The organism is Alkalicoccobacillus plakortidis, assembly GCF_023703085.1.
GTDB lineage: Bacteria > Bacillota > Bacilli > Bacillales > Bacillaceae_D > Alkalicoccobacillus > Alkalicoccobacillus plakortidis.
In genome coordinates, this window is sequence record NZ_JAMQJY010000001.1 from 287,299 (window position 1) to 303,354 (window position 16,056).

Annotated in this window: 17 protein-coding genes and 3 pseudogenes; 17 read left to right on the forward strand and 3 right to left on the reverse strand. The window is 39.4% G+C overall.

Annotation, left to right across the window (positions count from 1 at the left end):
* Positions 1-49: 49 nt before the first annotated feature.
* The 3 genes and pseudogenes from NDM98_RS01680 (at position 50) to NDM98_RS01690 (ending at position 2,307) form a co-directional block, all read left to right on the forward strand.
* Positions 50-645: pseudogene (locus tag NDM98_RS01680) on the forward strand (DUF1405 domain-containing protein).
* A gap of 77 nt (positions 646-722) precedes the next feature.
* A complete protein-coding gene (locus tag NDM98_RS01685) occupies positions 723-1,514 on the forward strand; it encodes a sporulation protein YpjB (RefSeq protein ID WP_251603875.1) in 792 nt (263 codons plus the stop codon).
* A 118-nt stretch (positions 1,515-1,632) separates the two neighbouring features.
* The gene (locus NDM98_RS01690; RefSeq protein ID WP_251608873.1) at positions 1,633-2,307 is read left to right on the forward strand and encodes a zinc metallopeptidase; all 675 of its coding nucleotides are present in this window, start codon (positions 1,633-1,635) and stop codon (positions 2,305-2,307) included.
* A 45-nt stretch (positions 2,308-2,352) separates the two neighbouring features.
* Here the strand turns inward: NDM98_RS01690 and NDM98_RS24875 are convergent, their stop codons facing one another.
* The 3 genes from NDM98_RS24875 to NDM98_RS24885 are packed head-to-tail and all read right to left on the reverse strand — an operon-like array spanning position 2,353 to position 3,221.
* Complete coding sequence (locus NDM98_RS24875) at positions 2,353-2,850, reverse strand: YitT family protein (protein WP_506324393.1); 498 nt, start codon at positions 2,848-2,850, stop codon at positions 2,353-2,355.
* Positions 2,750-3,028, reverse strand: coding sequence for a YitT family protein (locus NDM98_RS24880; protein WP_506324401.1), 279 nt, complete (start codon positions 3,026-3,028; stop codon positions 2,750-2,752). The genes NDM98_RS24875 and NDM98_RS24880 overlap by 101 nt, the downstream gene beginning before the upstream one ends.
* A complete protein-coding gene (locus NDM98_RS24885) occupies positions 2,910-3,221 on the reverse strand; it encodes a YitT family protein (RefSeq protein ID WP_506324400.1) in 312 nt (103 codons plus the stop codon). The genes NDM98_RS24880 and NDM98_RS24885 overlap by 119 nt, the downstream gene beginning before the upstream one ends.
* 136 nt (positions 3,222-3,357) lie before the next feature.
* On the opposite strand from NDM98_RS24885, the gene NDM98_RS01700 reads away from it, so the two are divergent.
* The 14 genes and pseudogenes from NDM98_RS01700 to dinG all read left to right on the forward strand — a co-directional run bounded on the left by NDM98_RS01700 (position 3,358) and on the right by dinG (position 16,042).
* Positions 3,358-3,558: a hypothetical protein gene (locus NDM98_RS01700; RefSeq protein ID WP_251603877.1), complete on the forward strand. Its 201-nt coding sequence runs from the start codon at positions 3,358-3,360 to the stop codon at positions 3,556-3,558.
* Between the two features lie 120 nt (positions 3,559-3,678).
* On the forward strand, positions 3,679-3,852 hold the full coding sequence (gene sda / locus NDM98_RS01705) for a sporulation histidine kinase inhibitor Sda (RefSeq protein WP_251603891.1): 174 nt from the start codon (positions 3,679-3,681) through the stop codon (positions 3,850-3,852).
* 804 nt (positions 3,853-4,656) lie between these two features.
* On the forward strand, positions 4,657-5,457 hold the full coding sequence (gene dapB / locus NDM98_RS01710) for a 4-hydroxy-tetrahydrodipicolinate reductase (protein WP_251603909.1): 801 nt from the start codon (positions 4,657-4,659) through the stop codon (positions 5,455-5,457).
* Positions 5,458-5,470: 13 nt separating this feature from the next.
* Positions 5,471-5,875 (forward strand): methylglyoxal synthase, encoded by a 405-nt coding sequence (mgsA, locus tag NDM98_RS01715; RefSeq protein ID WP_251603912.1) that lies wholly within the window; start codon positions 5,471-5,473, stop codon positions 5,873-5,875.
* Positions 5,862-6,590: a bacillithiol biosynthesis deacetylase BshB1 gene (bshB1, locus tag NDM98_RS01720; RefSeq protein WP_251603916.1), complete on the forward strand. Its 729-nt coding sequence runs from the start codon at positions 5,862-5,864 to the stop codon at positions 6,588-6,590. Before mgsA ends, bshB1 begins: the two co-directional genes overlap by 14 nt.
* Before the next feature lie 5 nt (positions 6,591-6,595).
* Entirely contained in the window at positions 6,596-7,738 is a 1,143-nt protein-coding gene (gene bshA / locus NDM98_RS01725; protein WP_251603919.1) for an N-acetyl-alpha-D-glucosaminyl L-malate synthase BshA, read from the forward strand.
* Positions 7,739-7,740: 2 nt separating this feature from the next.
* Positions 7,741-8,880, forward strand: a complete 1,140-nt coding sequence (locus NDM98_RS01730; protein ID WP_251608875.1) for a CCA tRNA nucleotidyltransferase — start codon at positions 7,741-7,743, stop codon at positions 8,878-8,880.
* Complete coding sequence (locus NDM98_RS01735) at positions 8,870-9,832, forward strand: biotin--[acetyl-CoA-carboxylase] ligase (protein ID WP_251603922.1); 963 nt, start codon at positions 8,870-8,872, stop codon at positions 9,830-9,832. The genes NDM98_RS01730 and NDM98_RS01735 overlap by 11 nt, the downstream gene beginning before the upstream one ends.
* Before the next feature lie 248 nt (positions 9,833-10,080).
* Positions 10,081-10,917 (forward strand): annotated as a pseudogene (gene panB, locus NDM98_RS01740) (3-methyl-2-oxobutanoate hydroxymethyltransferase).
* Positions 10,914-11,757, forward strand: a pseudogene (gene panC, locus NDM98_RS01745) (pantoate--beta-alanine ligase). Before panB ends, panC begins: the two co-directional pseudogenes overlap by 4 nt.
* Before the next feature lie 13 nt (positions 11,758-11,770).
* Entirely contained in the window at positions 11,771-12,154 is a 384-nt protein-coding gene (panD, locus tag NDM98_RS01750; protein WP_251603925.1) for an aspartate 1-decarboxylase, read from the forward strand.
* Positions 12,155-12,215: 61 nt separating this feature from the next.
* A complete protein-coding gene (locus NDM98_RS01755) occupies positions 12,216-12,452 on the forward strand; it encodes a hypothetical protein (RefSeq protein ID WP_251603928.1) in 237 nt (78 codons plus the stop codon).
* On the forward strand, positions 12,379-13,197 hold the full coding sequence (locus NDM98_RS01760) for a tetratricopeptide repeat protein (RefSeq protein ID WP_251603930.1): 819 nt from the start codon (positions 12,379-12,381) through the stop codon (positions 13,195-13,197). The genes NDM98_RS01755 and NDM98_RS01760 overlap by 74 nt, the downstream gene beginning before the upstream one ends.
* Before the next feature lie 58 nt (positions 13,198-13,255).
* Positions 13,256-16,042, forward strand: a complete 2,787-nt coding sequence (gene dinG, locus NDM98_RS01765; RefSeq protein ID WP_251603933.1) for an ATP-dependent DNA helicase DinG, 3'-5' exoribonuclease type — start codon at positions 13,256-13,258, stop codon at positions 16,040-16,042.
* The last annotated feature ends 14 nt before the right edge of the window (positions 16,043-16,056 follow it).

Consider the following 16,056-nt stretch of genomic DNA (forward strand, 5'->3'; position numbering starts at 1 on the left):
GTAAGGTTGTGTTAGGCATTTTTTTATTGTAAAGAAAGAAGGGTAGAACATGTTACTTCCTTGGCTGACTTATTTTAAAAAGCCGTATGTATTAGTTTTATTGCTACTTATCAATGTTCCTGGGACAATCTATGGCTACATCTGGTATTGGAATCAATTAAAAGCAACACCTTGGTACTTTACTCCGTTTGTACCAGACAGTCCAACGGCTAGTTTATTTTTTGTGTTTGTGTTGATTGCGTTTCTTATGAAAAAAATTGGCCGCTATTTGAAGCCCTTGCTGGTGTCACTTTATTGAAGTATGGGATCTGGGCAGTTGTGATGAATAGCTCTGCTGTAATCGCAGGAGCGCCACTAACTTCTGATATCATTATGTTAAACCTATCCCACGCTGGAATGGCCATTCAAGCGTTAATCTATGCGCCGTATTTTCGTTTGAAGGCGCGGCATCTGGTTGCTGCGTTAATTTGGACTGTACATAATGACATCATTGATTATGTGTTTTTAATGTTTCCATGGCTATCTTCTGGCTTGATGCCGTATGTTCCACAAATCGGTTACTTTACTTTTTTACTTGGTTTATTCTCGGTTGGTATGATCTACTGGTTATGTATCCGAAAAGATAGGTTGGTTCTAACGATGTAATTTACGCCTTTATCCCTCATTCCAGGTCTACTCTTGTCCTAGGTTTCATAGGATGCAAGTAATGGAGGAGGGATATTGTGCGATATGTCATGATGCTTATAGTATGTGTGATTTGTTTTATATGGCCAGCCTATTCATACGGCCAAGAGGGTCACACTACGGACAATGGGGCAGGTTTAAGTCGGATGGCCGACCTCGTCCTGCAATTAACAAAACAAGGAGATATTACTGAAGCCGATCAATTACTTGAATCATTCACTTATACATGGCAGAAGCAAAATCATGATGAACACCCATTTTTTAATGCTGAGGCGGAACAAGCGATTTGGCTAACTTATCATCAAGCACATCTTGCACTCAAATCATCAGATTTAGAAGATTTGGATCGTATTGATCGAGTTACTTCTTTTCGTCTTGCCGTTGATGCGGTATCAAATGATAGTCAGCCACTCTGGTTATATAGTGAATCCACTCTTCTTAAGGCAGCTGAAGAACTTAAAGAGATCGCTTTAGATCCAACATCTGACCAATTTTATCAGCAATTAAATGAAATTAATCGACAGTATCAAGTCATTCGCCCTGCACTCTCGATCCAGGCAGCGAGTGATCTTTATTTACTTGATCAGCAATTGGATGCAATTCTATCCTCAAAAGAACAACTAAATGCGGATACACGTACAGCGTATGCTGAGCAGCTTAAAGAAGATATCGAAACAATGTATGAAGATTACGACAAAGATGAGGCTGATCCGTCTCTCTGGTGGATTATGTTTACAATCGGTGGAATGATTCTTTTTTCCCTATCTTATGTGGGGTGGAGAAAATACCGCGCGGATCAATCGAAGCATCGTGAAAAGGGCAAAATGTAACGAATTTGTGAACGGATGCTTTTGTAGTAGTAGTTTCAGTCGTATACTTTGACTTTTCCTGACGTTTTACGTACACTTAATTTATCAAGTTAAAGGTTGAGGTGAGTATACAATGTCTATGTCGTTTCTTGTTTATTTTGCCTTGTTGCTGATTATTCCGATTGTTGCCAGCAGTCGTGTCAAAAAAGCGTATAACAAGTATTCAAAAATCCGAAATTCAGCAGATATGACGGGTGCTGAAGTAGCACGTAAAATTCTAGACGAAAATGGCTTGTTTGATGTAAGAGTGGAGGAAGTAAAAGGTCAACTATCTGATCATTATGATCCGCGCTCTAAAACGGTTCGTTTATCTTCTGATAATTTCCATAAGCCGTCAGTAGCTGGAGCTGCCATTGCCGCTCATGAGGTTGGACATGCGATTCAGGATGCTGAGGATTATTCATTTTTAAAATTTAGAAGTGCGTTAGTACCAGTTGCAACGTTTGGCTCAAATGCCTCGTTTTTCTTTATCATTGCAGGTATACTTTTTACTTGGCAAAACCTGCTTTTAGTCGGTATCGTCTTTATGGCTGCAGCTGTGTTATTCCAACTGGTGACGTTACCTGTTGAGTTTAATGCAAGTAGTCGAGCGATGGGACAGTTGGTTTCTACAGGCGTTATTCGTAATAACGAAGAACGTGAAACGAAAAAGGTCCTAGATGCAGCTGCCATGACGTATGTTGCGGGTGCGTTAGTTGCGTTACTTGAACTAGCACGCTTTGTATTTATGTTTATTGGCATGAATGATGATTAATTCAAAAAGGATGAACAGCTAATGGTTGGTCATCCTTTTTTGCGTTTACAAGTGTAATGGCTGTTTATTTTCATCTAGTGTAAATCCTTCACCGCTAACATCAGTAACGTTACTAATGGTAACAAATGCATGTGGGTCAATGCGTTGAACTAGATTCTTAAATCTCGTGAGCTCGTTTCGTGCGACCACACAATACAGGACATCCTTATCTGAACCTGTGAATGATCCCTTGCCTTTTAAAGAGGTAGCTCCTCTTCCCATTTCTCTTAGAATGGCTTCTGAGATGTCTGGAATGTGTTCAGAGATGATAAAGGCAGCTTTAGCAGAATAGGCTCCTTCTTGAATAAAATCAATCACGCGAGCGGCGATAAATACGAGAAGCAATGTATACATCACTTCGCGGTAATTGATATAGAGTAACGACGTCGCAATGACACATGCATCAAAAACAAACATGGTACGACCAATACTCCAACCAAAATATCGTAAACAAAGCTTCGCGATAATATCTACTCCACCTGTAGTTCCCCCATATCGAAACACCAAACCAAGTCCTACACCAATAAAAGCACCAAGCAAAAAGAGCAGCTAATGTAAGGTCATCATGAAGTGGAACATGTATAACGGGAAAACGTTGAAATAAGTCCAAAAACACAGAGACAGAAACCGTTCCAATGATTGTATAAATAAATGTGGTGCGTCCAAGTAGCTTCCAACCGATTAAAAATAAAGGAATATTTAATACCAGATTTGAGATCGCTTGGATTAATCTCAAACGCAAAATATAACAAAAGCGTTATTCCTGTAAATCCACCATCTGCGAGCGAATTCTCCATATTAAAGAAAACAAGACCAAACGACATCAAAGCTGCTCCGAAGATAACGAATATAATATTTCGTATATGTTGATACATCTACAAATTCCTCCTCTACCAACATTACTCTATAAGACAAGGCACAAAAAAGCTAGTATTCATTTAATTCAGTTTCTCCAATCATGCGAGAAAAAATCGACACATAGAATAAAGATAAAAGAAGGGTGGGATAGATATGCGAAAAACCATTTCTTTATTAGCTATTTTATTCATTAATTGCATCACTCTGGCGTTAGGTATCATGCTTGTTATTGCAAAATGGGGGGTTATAGATAAACAGACAGGTATGATTGTGTTATCAAGCTGTTTTGTTTTAGGCATATGGAATGCCATCTCATTTATAGATGTTTGTATTTCGACCCGCAGAAATCGTTAAAAGATTGCAATTAGATGTCAAAATGATTTCAATTTAGATATTAAGTATAAAATGGGTTTTATGACGTGTTAAGTTGGGAAATGAATGTTGTACTTAATCTATAGAAAAGAGGGTTAGCAAGTGGACAAACATTTATCTATTGATGTGTTAAGAGTAGCATATAGACAAGCTCTCCTTGAAGATCATAACCAAGATTTTATCCAATTGTTAAGAGAAGAACTCTTGAAAAAGGAAGCGCATTCTTCTGATAAAACACTTATTCATGTTGAACAGCTAATGGAGAATCGAAAATAAGAACACCCATACTCGTGTACATAGATATACTATTTTTCGATGCTGGGGTAGAAATGTCTTAGCTATCAAAACCGAACCATTATGTTATTTAATTAACATAATGATTCGGTTTTTTGTCTATAAGACATAAGAGATTAGTGCAACCACGCAGGACATACACTGGTTTATTATTATAACTAGGAGTGAATTACTTACAGATCAAAGAAGTTCTAAAATAGATGTGCGACTCATTCAAATTGTTCGACTCGAATTTTTTCATTCTTTTGTATTTACAGTCTCATTCCATATTTGAATTGTTCGTACACTTTCATTTTTTAAGACTAGATATTTCACTTTATAAATTAGAAATGTCTCTGTGCTGATAATACACCAAATTTAATTTATCAGGTATTATTACCATCGATGATCTGACGCTCTAAAAAGCGGACGGGATGGGGGAGAGGGCTACTCCTGTGGGACTTACGGGCAGGGTTGAAATGAAACGGCGTAGCCGGTTTAGGCGGGCGCCCGCCCACCCACGGAAAGCGTGCCCCCCATCCCTGGAGTGGCATGCAGATACCCCTTTTTCATATATACATATTAAACCCAAAAAGACGAACGACCCTAACTGATCGTTTGACTTTTTTGGTTATCCGTACATCCCTGCCCCAAGCCTCATAAGCAAGTCAATAATTTTAGCAAGAAATACATAGCTCTTACAATTGCGAAAATGCATCCAATTCGCTAACATAGTAGTAGATGCTCTATTATGGAGATTGAAACGACAAAAGATATGCGATGTTGAGATATAGAAGGGTGATAGAAATGAAAGAGATTACCATCATTATAGCTGGGCCAAGAGGGAATATGGGAATGGAAGCCGTGAAACTAACAGAGCAGACTGAGCATTTTAAGTTGCTTGCTGTGGTTGATACAAAAAATGAAGGAAAGCGCTTGTCTGAACTCGATGGCATGCCAAATCTTGATATCCCAATTTATACAGACATTGAAAAATGTTTTACCGAGCAACAGCCAGATGTTCTTATTGATTTAACTTCTCCTGAGTCTGGAAGAGTTCATTTAGAAGCGGCAATTGATCATGGCGTACGTCCTGTTATTGGTACAACAGGTTTTAGCCAAGAAGACATAGAGCGCTTACGTGCAAAGGCAGAGGATAAAGAAATTGGTGCCATTATTGCGCCGAACTTTGCAATTGGTGCTATCCTAATGATGAAGTTTGCACAAACAGCTGCTAGATATATGCCAGATGTAGAAATTTTAGAGATGCATCATGATAAAAAACTAGATGCTCCATCAGGTACTGCTCATAAAACGGCACAGCTAATCGCAGAAGTTAGAGAAGCAAAAAAACAAGGACATCCTCAAGAAACAGAAGACTTGCCAGGTGCTCGCGGAGCTGAACTGGATGGCATGCGTATTCATAGTATTCGTTTGCCTGGTTTGGTTGCACACCAGGAGGTTTTATTTGGAGGACCCGGACAAACGTTAACCATTCGTCACGATTCAATTAATCGAGCTTCATTTATGCCAGGTGTTCGCTTGTCAGTAGAAGCTGTTTTAACATTAAATACACTCGTATATGGATTAGAACATATTATTGAATAGAGGAGAACCTACTATGAGAATTGCATTGATTGCTCATGATAAGAAAAAAGACGATATGGTTGAATTTACGTTGGCATATAAAGATATCCTAGCCGAACATGAATTATATGCCACGGGCACAACTGGGACTAGAATTACAGCAGCAACTGGCTTACCAGTTACTCTTTTTAAATCAGGACCACTCGGCGGAGATCAGCAAATTGGAGCACGTGTAGCTGAGAATTTATTTGACTTGATTATATTTCTTAGAGATCCTTTAACAGCGCAGCCTCATGAACCGGATGTCACAGCTCTAGTAAGATTATGTGATTTACAAGCAGTACCATTGGCTACTAATTTAGGCACTGCAGATATTTTGATTAAAGGACTACAAAATGGTGACTTTAAATGGCGTGAGGTCGTGCATGAAAAGGAATAATAATTTGGAATCACTTGATATTCTTGCATTTGGTGCTCATCCTGATGATGTTGAAATTGGCATGGCAGGTACGCTTGCTAAGTACTCGGCTATGGGAAAAAGAGTTGGGATCTGTAATTTAACACGAGCTGAGCTTTCATCAAATGGAACAGTTGAAACACGCCAAGATGAAGCAGAAGAGGCGGCTAGACATATGGGACTTGACGTCCGTGTTCAGCTTGAGCTGCCTGACAGGGGTCTATTTCCGATCCAGCCAGAGGATATGGCAAAAGTGACTGCTGTTATCCGTAAATATAAGCCAACGATTGTGTTTGCTCCAGGAAGCCCAGATCGACATCCTGATCATATTCATGCAGGGAATATTGTCGAAGAAGCTGTATTTAATGCTCGAATATATAAGTATCAATGTGACGAAGAGTTATCAGCTCACAAAGTACGTGATTTATATACATATTATATAAATGGTGTTAGTCAACCGGATTTTGTGGTGGATATTACAGAATGGCAGGAGCAAAAAAGAAAGGCCTTAAGTTCTTATCGCAGTCAATTTGAGCAATTGGCTGGCTCCGTTGTGACACCATTAAATGCTGAGTATATTAAAAGTGTAGAGGCAAGAGACAAGGTGTTTGGAAGTCAAGCAGGTGTAAAAGCTGCAGAAGGCTTCCAAACAAAAAAGCCCTTTGTTGTCACTAACTTATTGGAAGGGACATTGTAACAATTATGAACTATCGAATTGGAATAAGCTGCTATCCAACGGTTGGGGGATCAGGTGTGGTTGCAACTGAATTGGGTAAGCAGCTTGCAGGTAAGGGTCACGACGTTCATTTTATTACGTCAAGTATTCCTTTCCGTCTAGATCGTGTTTATCCTAACGTCTATTATCACGAGGTTCAAGTGAATCAATATGCAGTGTTTCAGCATCCTCCTTATGATTTGACACTTGCAAGTAAAATGGCAGAAGTGATAGATCGGGAGAAGCTTGATATTTTACATGTGCATTATGCCGTACCTCATGCCATTTGTGCCATTTTGGCAAAGCAGATGGCGTCTCATCCGGTTAAGATCGTAACGACACTACACGGTACGGACATTACAATTCTTGGAGTGGACCGCACGTTAAAACCACTGATTAAATTCGGCATAGAAACCTCTGATGCAGTCACTGCGGTTTCCGATAATTTAATTAGCCAAACCCATGAATTGGTACAAACATCAAAAAAGATTCAAACAGTATACAATTTTATTGATGAACGAGAATATCGTCCTGTTGAATCAGGCGACCTAAAAGAGCGATATGGTATTCAGGAGCATGAGGCTGTTTTTATCCATATTTCTAATTTCCGACCAGTTAAACGAATTCAAGATGTCATTAGAAGTTTCTCGTTAATAAGGAAATCAATCAAAGCAAAATTGCTTTTAATTGGCGATGGACAAGACCTTCCAGCTGCAAGAGATTTAATTCGTCAACTAGAACTTGAGAACGAAGTGCTTGTGTTGGGCAGTCAAAAGCATTTAGCAGAATTATTGTCGATTAGTGATATTATGTTGTTATTAAGTGAAAAAGAAAGCTTTGGGCTAGTAGCTTTAGAAGCAATGGCTTGTGGTGTTCCTGTTATTGGGACCAATATCGGAGGAATTCCTGAAGTGATACGTGATGGTGTCACTGGTTATTTATGTGAAGTTGGAGATGTAGAAGCCGTCTCAAAAAAAGCAGTGCAGTTATTGGATGATCCTGTTATCCATAAGCAATTTAGACAAGCAGCAAGAGAAGATGTGTTGAAGCGATTTCATGCAGATAAAATCGTAGCAGAGTACGAAGCGATTTACAAACATGTAATAGAAGGAAATGAGGGACCGGTTTGAATGTGTTAGGTAAGCAGGAGGCAGACAATGTGATTCATCAGCTACATAAAGATGGTCATCGTGCTTATTTTGTTGGTGGAGCAGTTCGTGACGAGTTATTACAGCGTCACTCATCTGATATAGACATCACTACATCAGCAAAACCAGCAGAAATTTGTTTGTTGTTTGCTCGTGCTCATCAGATGAATACACAACATCAAACGGTACTAGTCCGGTCAGGAAATATTCAAGTAGAAGTTACCACAGAGCGTGGTGGATCGCTCGAAGATGATTTGTTGCATCGTGATTTTACAATGAATGCAATGGCAAAAACAGTTGATGGAACATTAATTGATCCATGTAATGGCCAAAAAGATCTTCAAAATAGAATGATTCGTTCTCTACATCCAAAGGAGCGAATGATGGAAGATCCACTTCGTATGCTTCGAGCTATTCGTTTTGTCAGTGAACTCGATTTTGAGATCGATCCAAAACTTCTTTCCGTATTAAAACAACAAGCATACTTGCTGAAAGAGGTTGCCCAGGAACGAGTCCTTCAGGAATGGGAAAAGCTATTAAAAGGAGTAGCGACACAAAAAGCGTTTCGTTATTTAAAGCGAACGACGTTGTTTCGCTATTTACCTGGCTTTTCATTGTCCAACAAAGAAATGGAGAAGCTGATTACTATGCCCAAATGGGATCAGCCAAACGAATCCATTTTTGCGTGGGTCCTTTTTTTAATATGGATTGACAAAGATTCAGAAGAAACCTTACGTATGCTCCTGCTATCGAATGAAAAAAAACGTCAGATAAAAGTCCGAATGCAGCTATTCTATACACGGCAGACAGAACAATTAGATGACTGGATGCTTTATCAGTCCGGATTCGATGTGGCACAAGATGTGGAAGAGATAAGACGTATACTTGGACTTGATTCAATCGAACCTGATCATATTTCAAAGCGATGGGATGCACTTCCTATACAGTCACGCCAAGAGCTTTGTATATCGGGTAGGGATCTTCTTAAAAGCCAACAACAAGCTGGACCATGGATCAAACAAGAACTAGAATGGCTTGAATACCAGGTTATAAATTGTGGGTTACACAATGCAAAGCAAGACCTTCTTCAGTGTATAGAAAGGAAGAGACAAGATGAGAAGTAAGCTCGTTCAAGAACTAGTTGAGCATCAGGGAACGTATCTCTCCGGAGAATCCTTAAGCCAAGCACTTGGAGTTTCAAGAACAGCCATATGGAAGCAGATTGACGTTTTAAAGAAAAGTGGTTATCAGATCGATTCTGTGCCTAAAAAAGGATATCAGCTTCTATCTCGTCCAGATGGCTTGCAGGAGCATGACCTACATCTGTATCTGAAATCAAAAAGACTAGGTCACACTGTTGCGTATTATGCCTCTGTACCAACAACTCAAGCCATTGCACACGATTTGGCTGAAGCGGGTTCTGAGGAAGGTCATCTTGTAGTCGCAGATGAACAGACAGGTGGACGCGGTCGATTTGGTCGAAATTGGAGTTCTGCACCTGGTACAAGCATCTCCATGAGTTTGCTTTTGCGACCAAAGCTTGCCCCGCAACAGGTTCCACAATTAACACTTGTTGCAGCGGTTGCCGTTACAAGAGCCATCGAAAAAGTAACACAGCTTAAAGCAGATATAAAATGGCCGAATGATATATTAATAAATGGCAAGAAGATTGTTGGCATTTTAACTGAAATGCAGTCTGAGCCAGGGCTTGCCAAAGTGGTGATTCTTGGGATTGGAATAAATGCAAACCAATCTGAATCAGAATTAAATCACGATAATAGAAATCGCTCAACCTCTCTAGCAATTGAAGCAGGTACGTCAATTAACCGTGCTAAACTTTTGGCGGCTGTGCTTGAAGAATTTGAATGGTTATATGATACGTATGTTGAAAAAGGCTTCGCTGAAATTAAATTACTATGGGAAGCGAGATCTATTAGTATCGGTAAACAATTAAAGGCACAAACGATAAATGGAACAATTACCGGTTTATCAACGGGAATATCAGCAGAGGGTGCATTATTGTTAGAAGATGATCAGGGCATTATTCATACTGTTTATTCAGCAGATATCGAATAAACGGATGAGTAGTCGATTTCTATTTCATTTGTTATAATTAAAACAGCGGGTTGTATTATTCAGATAAACAATACCGTTTTTACGACTAGGAAGACTCATGTGCTGCCTTGATCCAAATGGACAGGGACGGAAGGAATAGCTTGGCTGTCAATTCTGTGTGTAACACAGGTTTATTTGACTTGCCCACACCCTTCTTTCTCTAGGCAGAGAAGGTTTTTTTGCATGTACATGCAGAAAGGGGAAGTGGTATGAAAACAACAGCAGATTTTAAAAAGAGAAAAAAGAAAAAGAACCGATTTCAATGGTTACAGCATACGATGCACCTTCTGCCAAGTTAGCTGAATCAGCAGGCATTGATGCCATTTTAGTAGGTGATTCTTTAGGAATGGTTGTACTTGGTTACAACTCAACGATTCCTGTAACGATTGATGATATGGTTATGCACACTAAAGCTGCCCGGAGAGGTGCACCTAACACGTTTGTGGTAGCAGATTTGCCTCATCTAAGCTATCACGGCAGTATTGATTCAACACTTGCAAATGTGCGTAGACTTATTCAAGAAGCCGGTGCAGATGCTGTGAAGCTTGAAGGCGGAGCAACGGTTACAGATGAAATTCGAGCGTTGACGGATGTTGGTGTACCTGTAATGGGACATTTAGGCTTAACTCCCCAGTCTGTTGCTGTTATGGGTGGATATCGAGTTCAAGGGAAGGATCAAGCTGGAGCTAAAGCGTTACTTAATGATGCCTTAGCTGTAGAAGAAGCCGGTGCGTTTAGTCTGGTTCTTGAATGTGTTCCTAAAGAAGTGGCTGCACTTATTTCAGAACAGCTAATGATACCTGTTATAGGCATTGGAAGCTGGTCCAAATACGGACGGACAGGTGTTAGTGTATCATGATTTAATTGGCTACGGTGATGTGCATGTACCGAAGTTTGTGAAAGCATACGCCAATATCGGTGAGCATATCCAGTCTGCCTTAGAAGCCTACCACCAAGAGGTGAAGCAGCGTTCGTTTCCTGCCGAAGAGCATAGCTTTACGGTAAAAGAAGAAGTACTGGCTGGTTTATACGGAGGAAAGTCATGAAAGTTATTCATACTATTTTTGACCTACAGCAAAATCTTACGAGCTCTAGAAAACAAAATAAGAGCATTGGTTATGTGGCTACAATGGGAGCTCTCCATGAAGGTCATTTATCCTTAATAGAAAGAGCACGTAATGATCATGATGTAGTCGTTGTGAGCATTTTTGTTAATCCACTTCAATTTGGTGAAGGAGAAGATTTTGATTCTTACCCACGTGACTTTGACCGAGATCAACAGCTATGCAAAGAAGCTTGGAGTAGATTTCTTATTTTTCCCTTCTGTTGCAGAAATGTATCCAGATGAACCATCAGTTGAGATAAAAGTTATCCAAGGTGTAGATGTGTTATGTGGTAAAAGCAGACCTGGTCATTTTGATGGTGTTGCAACAGTTGTACTTAAATTGTTTCATATCATATCACCTGATGCAGCGTATTTTGGTCAAAAAGATGCGCAACAAGTAGCGGTTATTAAGCAAATGGTCAAAACTCTCTCTATGCCACTTGAAATCGTCGCCTGTCCTACGATTCGTGAAGAGGATGGCTTAGCGAAAAGCTCGAGAAACGTGTATTTAACGGATCAAGAACGAGCACTTGCTCCACATTTACATCAAACTCTACAACAAGCAAAATCGATGGCACTTTCCGGTTCAAATAGAGAAGAGTTGATGAGCTTTGTGGAAGAGCAATTAGCTTCGATTCAATTAGGGAAAATAGATTATGTTGATGTGTTAACATATCCAAAACTAGAACGACCATCTACTCATTCTGGTACGTTAATCATTGCGTTGGCTTACCATTTCAGTCAGGCTCGATTAATTGATCATGTCTTAATCGATTTATAAAGGAGAAATGAATATGTTTGTAACTATGATGAAATCAAAAATTCATCGTGCAACGATTACAGAATCAGATTTAAACTATGTTGGAAGCATCACAATTGATGAGAATATCATGAAAGCTGTCAACATCCTTGAAAACGAAAAGGTACAAATTGTTAATAATCATAATGGTGCTAGGTTTGAAACGTATGTTATTAAAGGCGAGGCAGGTAGTGGACAGATTTGTGTAAACGGAGCAGCTGCTCGCCTTGTTCAGCCCGGAGATACCATTATTATTATTGCGTATGCCATGATGGAAGCATTAGAAGCAAAAGAGTTTAAACCTCAAGTAGCCATTATGAATGCTGAAAACCAAATTGATCAATTGCTTGGAACAGAACCAGCTTATACCGTCTTATAAAACGCATAAAACCCCTCTACCGATGCAAACTGAGTAAAAGCGTGCGGAGAGGGGTTTTACTTTGGAGAATTGGGTTGCAAAATGGGAAGATTCGTATAAGGAAATATGTACCCTCATTCAGAATGGGGAAATAAGTAATATATGGGCGCAGATTGATCAGCTCGAAAAAAAATCGGCAAAAATTCTTGATTTATGGTCGGTAATGGATGAAAAGCTTGGTACACGTGAAACAGCATCTACAAACCACGGCTCAAACAGACAATACGATGTACCACTCACTCGGAACGATGTATTTTGAACAAAACCAAATTAAACGGGCCACTATTTCATTAGAGTCAGAAAAAGCAGAAGGACATCAAGAAGAGTGGAGACGATTATTTCTTGCGTACGCTTATTTAGTAAGTGGATATACAAACGATACCATTGAACAGTTTATTTATCTTATTCAAACAGCTAAACAAGAAAGTGTACGACATTTTAGTTATGCAGGGTTGGGTTGTTATTTTACTGTAAATGGGAATATTGATCGTGGTGCTGAAATGTTTGAACAAGCAAAATCTCTAACACCAACTTCTGATGTCGTGTATAATTTAGGTGTATGTTACTATTTATCCGGAGCCATGCAATTGTCAGCGGAATATTTTAAACGATATACCGATCATGTTGAAAAAGACGCAGAAGCAATCTGTTTTCATGGCTTGGTCAGGATTAAATTAAACGAGCAAGAGTATGCAAAAAAATTGTGGACACAAGCTCTAGATGTGTATACATCTGCTGATGACCTTATAAGGTTAGCATTGTTATGTGAATGGTATGGCTTTTTTGAGCTGGCTGTGAATTGTTATAGAAAAGCGATCGTTCTTGGGGCAGATCGAATTCAAGCTGAACATGGTTTAGCGTGGAACTTAGCACTTGATGATCAGCTGCGAGTAGCCTGGCCGATATTTAATCGTTTAATTAAAGAACAACCTCATAACCCACATATCAGAAGGTCACTTCAACATCTTGGCAGATTATTTGAGGAGAAACAAAATACAAAGTAGCTTACGTGAATGGTAAATAGAGGTGGGAAAATGAGTAAGCAATACGTCGTACTTGATCTTGAAACAACGGGTCATTCTCCAAGCTAAAGGAGACCGGATTATTCAGATCGGAGCAGTGAAAATAAAAAATGACAGCATTATCGATCGCTTTGTAACATTTGTTAATCCAGAGCAGCCCATTAGCCCGTTTATTCAGGAACTGACAGGCATTTCAGATCATGATGTGATAGAAGCACCCTTATTTCGTGATGTTGCATCAGATTTACTTGACTTCATGAAGGATTGTGCTTTTGTTGCACATAATGTGCAATTTGATTGGGGGTTTCTTTCTAATCAATTAAAATTAGAAGGGTATGTTGTTCCTAAAACACCCATTTATGACACAGTTGAACTAGCGAGAATTTTGATGCCTTATGAGGAAAGCTACAAATTAGGTATGCTTGCTGACGGTATGGGTTTTAGCCATGATCGTCCCCATCAAGCTGACAGCGATGCTGAAGCTACAGCTATGATTTTTTTACATGTTCTAAAAAAACTTAGCCAGTTACCATTGTTGACTTTGCAGCAATTATTGCCATTAAGTAAAAGGTATAAAAGCCATATAGAGAGTAATATCCAAGAACTAATAGCAGATAAATTAAAGTCAGGGGATACGGGCGAACTCAGCTATGATTGTTTTCGCGGTCTGGCTTTAAAACGAGTATCAGATCAACAAATAGAAGAGATTCCTGAGCAAAGCACGATTGATCAAGCTAGAGAAACATTTATGACTGGGCATCATTCATTAGCCACAGCCTTTGAACAATATGAGCAAAGGCTTGGACAACAGCAAATGATTAACACGATTTATCAAGCTTTTACAGAAAACGAGCACGCCATGATTGAAGCTGGAACGGGAACTGGTAAAAGTTTGGCCTATCTAATTCCGTCCGCTTTTTATGCATTCGAAAGCAAAAAACCGGTTATTATTAGTACACAAACCATCCCATTACAAGACCAACTGCTTTCAAGAGATGTTCCGTTACTAAAAAAGCTCTTACCATTTCCCGTGCGTTTTACGTTGTTAAAGGGACGAAGCCATTATTTAGATCTGCGTAAATTTGAGCTTAGTTTAGACTCATCGCAAGAAAGCTCATATGATGTGATCTTAACAAAGTCACAAATTTTAATATGGTTAACTGAAACCGAATATGGGGATATTGAAGAGTTGAATTTACCTTCTGGTGGTAGGGGATATTGGTATGAAATTCAAAGCGATGCTGCTTCTGATTTAGGAAGGTATAGTCCTTGGTTCTCAAGATGTTTTTACCATCGAGCTAGGAAACGTGCTCATGATGCTCATATTATCATTACCAACCACTCGCTTTTATTAACGGACATTGTACATAATCAACAGCTACTTCCATCGTACAGTCATGTCGTGATTGATGAAGCTCATCATCTAGAAGACACGGCAAGTGAAAGACTCGGTTTGAAAACAGACTATCTCTCATTCTCATTCCTTCTTCAACGATTAGGAGATATAAGTGCGGAAGGTATTCTACAGAAAATGGCGACACTAGCCAAAAAAGCAGGCAACGATTCAGAAAAATGGTCTGAATCTGCACAGAAGCTTTGCGAAACAAAAGATGAACTCGACGATTTATTTCGTATGATTCATGCGTATGCACTTAAGGCTAAAAAGAAAGCTTCATCAGATACTGGCCGAACACGATATACGTATCGATCTTTTGATGAAAATAGTGAACTGTGGTCAGCAATTTTAGAGTGTGCAATGAGAGTCCATGCGTCTCTTTCGAATGTTTGCCTGAATTTAGAATCAATGGTTGCTTCCGTTGAGGCAAAGCGAGAAGAGCTTTCTTATCGCGATCGGGCACTTTGGGCAGATGGAAGTCGAATGATCTCTTCCTTGCTGGAAGAAGATGAACAGCTCTATGAATTGCTTCTTGAATATGATGAAAATCAGGTATATTGGATTGAAGCTGAACCAAAAGGAGCTAGAAATGCGACCTTTTTATATAGTAAACCAATTGATGTATCTGAGCGTTTGGCGGATGACTTTTTTGGTCGTAAAAAAAGTGTCATTCTTACCTCGGCTACCCTAACCGTCAACGGTTCTTTTGATTATCAGAAAAACAAGTTGGGACTAGAGGATTTTGGTATTATCACGTCGTTAATTGAATCTCCATTTCAATACCTTACTCAAGCAAAAGTGTTAATTCCATCTGATTTGCCGGCAATTAAGGATGTAAGTGATGAAGAGTTTGCTGTTGAAGTGGCGATTAAGATTTGGCGAATAGCAGAAGCAAGCAAGAGTAAATTGATGGTTTTATTCACGTCTTATGAGATGTTACGCACCGTTTATCAATTTGTGAAGGATTTTAATGAACATGAAGTATTTCAACTGGTAGGACAAGGCATTACAAGTGGAAGTCGAGCAAAGCTAATGAAAATGTTTAAGCAATCGGACTTAGGCATCTTATTTGGAACGAGTAGTTTCTGGGAAGGTATTGATTTGCCAGGGGATGAGTTAAAGCACGTCATTATTGTGCGCTTGCCATTTTCGCCACCAGATGAACCTTTATTAAAAGCTCAACTTGAACAAGCAAAGGAACATGGTCGAAATCCTTTTATGGACGTTTCATTACCTCAAGCGATTATTCGGTTTAAGCAAGGCTTTGGGCGATTAATTCGTACGCAGCATGATAAGGGCTGTGTCTTTGTTTTTGACAGACGAATTACCACAACACGATATGGTTCGTTGTTTATTAAATCATTACCTAATGTGCCTGTTCATGAAGGGAAACTAGAGGATTTGCTTGAGGAGCACCAGTCCTATTTATAAAAAAGACAGAGGGG

Excerpts from the sequence above, each read along its gene's own strand:
- panD (WP_251603925.1), top strand. The coding sequence starts at position 11,771 with ATGTTTGTAACTATGATGAAATCAAAAATTCATCGTGCAACGATTACA.
- dapB (WP_251603909.1), top strand. The coding sequence starts at position 4,657 with ATGAAAGAGATTACCATCATTATAGCTGGGCCAAGAGGGAATATGGGA.
- NDM98_RS01700 (WP_251603877.1), top strand. The coding sequence starts at position 3,358 with ATGCGAAAAACCATTTCTTTATTAGCTATTTTATTCATTAATTGCATC.
- mgsA (WP_251603912.1), top strand. The coding sequence starts at position 5,471 with ATGAGAATTGCATTGATTGCTCATGATAAGAAAAAAGACGATATGGTT.
- NDM98_RS01735 (WP_251603922.1), top strand. The coding sequence starts at position 8,870 with ATGAGAAGTAAGCTCGTTCAAGAACTAGTTGAGCATCAGGGAACGTAT.
- NDM98_RS24885 (WP_506324400.1), bottom strand. The coding sequence starts at position 3,221 with ATGTATCAACATATACGAAATATTATATTCGTTATCTTCGGAGCAGCT.
- NDM98_RS01690 (WP_251608873.1), top strand. The coding sequence starts at position 1,633 with ATGTCGTTTCTTGTTTATTTTGCCTTGTTGCTGATTATTCCGATTGTT.
- bshB1 (WP_251603916.1), top strand. The coding sequence starts at position 5,862 with ATGAAAAGGAATAATAATTTGGAATCACTTGATATTCTTGCATTTGGT.
- bshA (WP_251603919.1), top strand. The coding sequence starts at position 6,596 with ATGAACTATCGAATTGGAATAAGCTGCTATCCAACGGTTGGGGGATCA.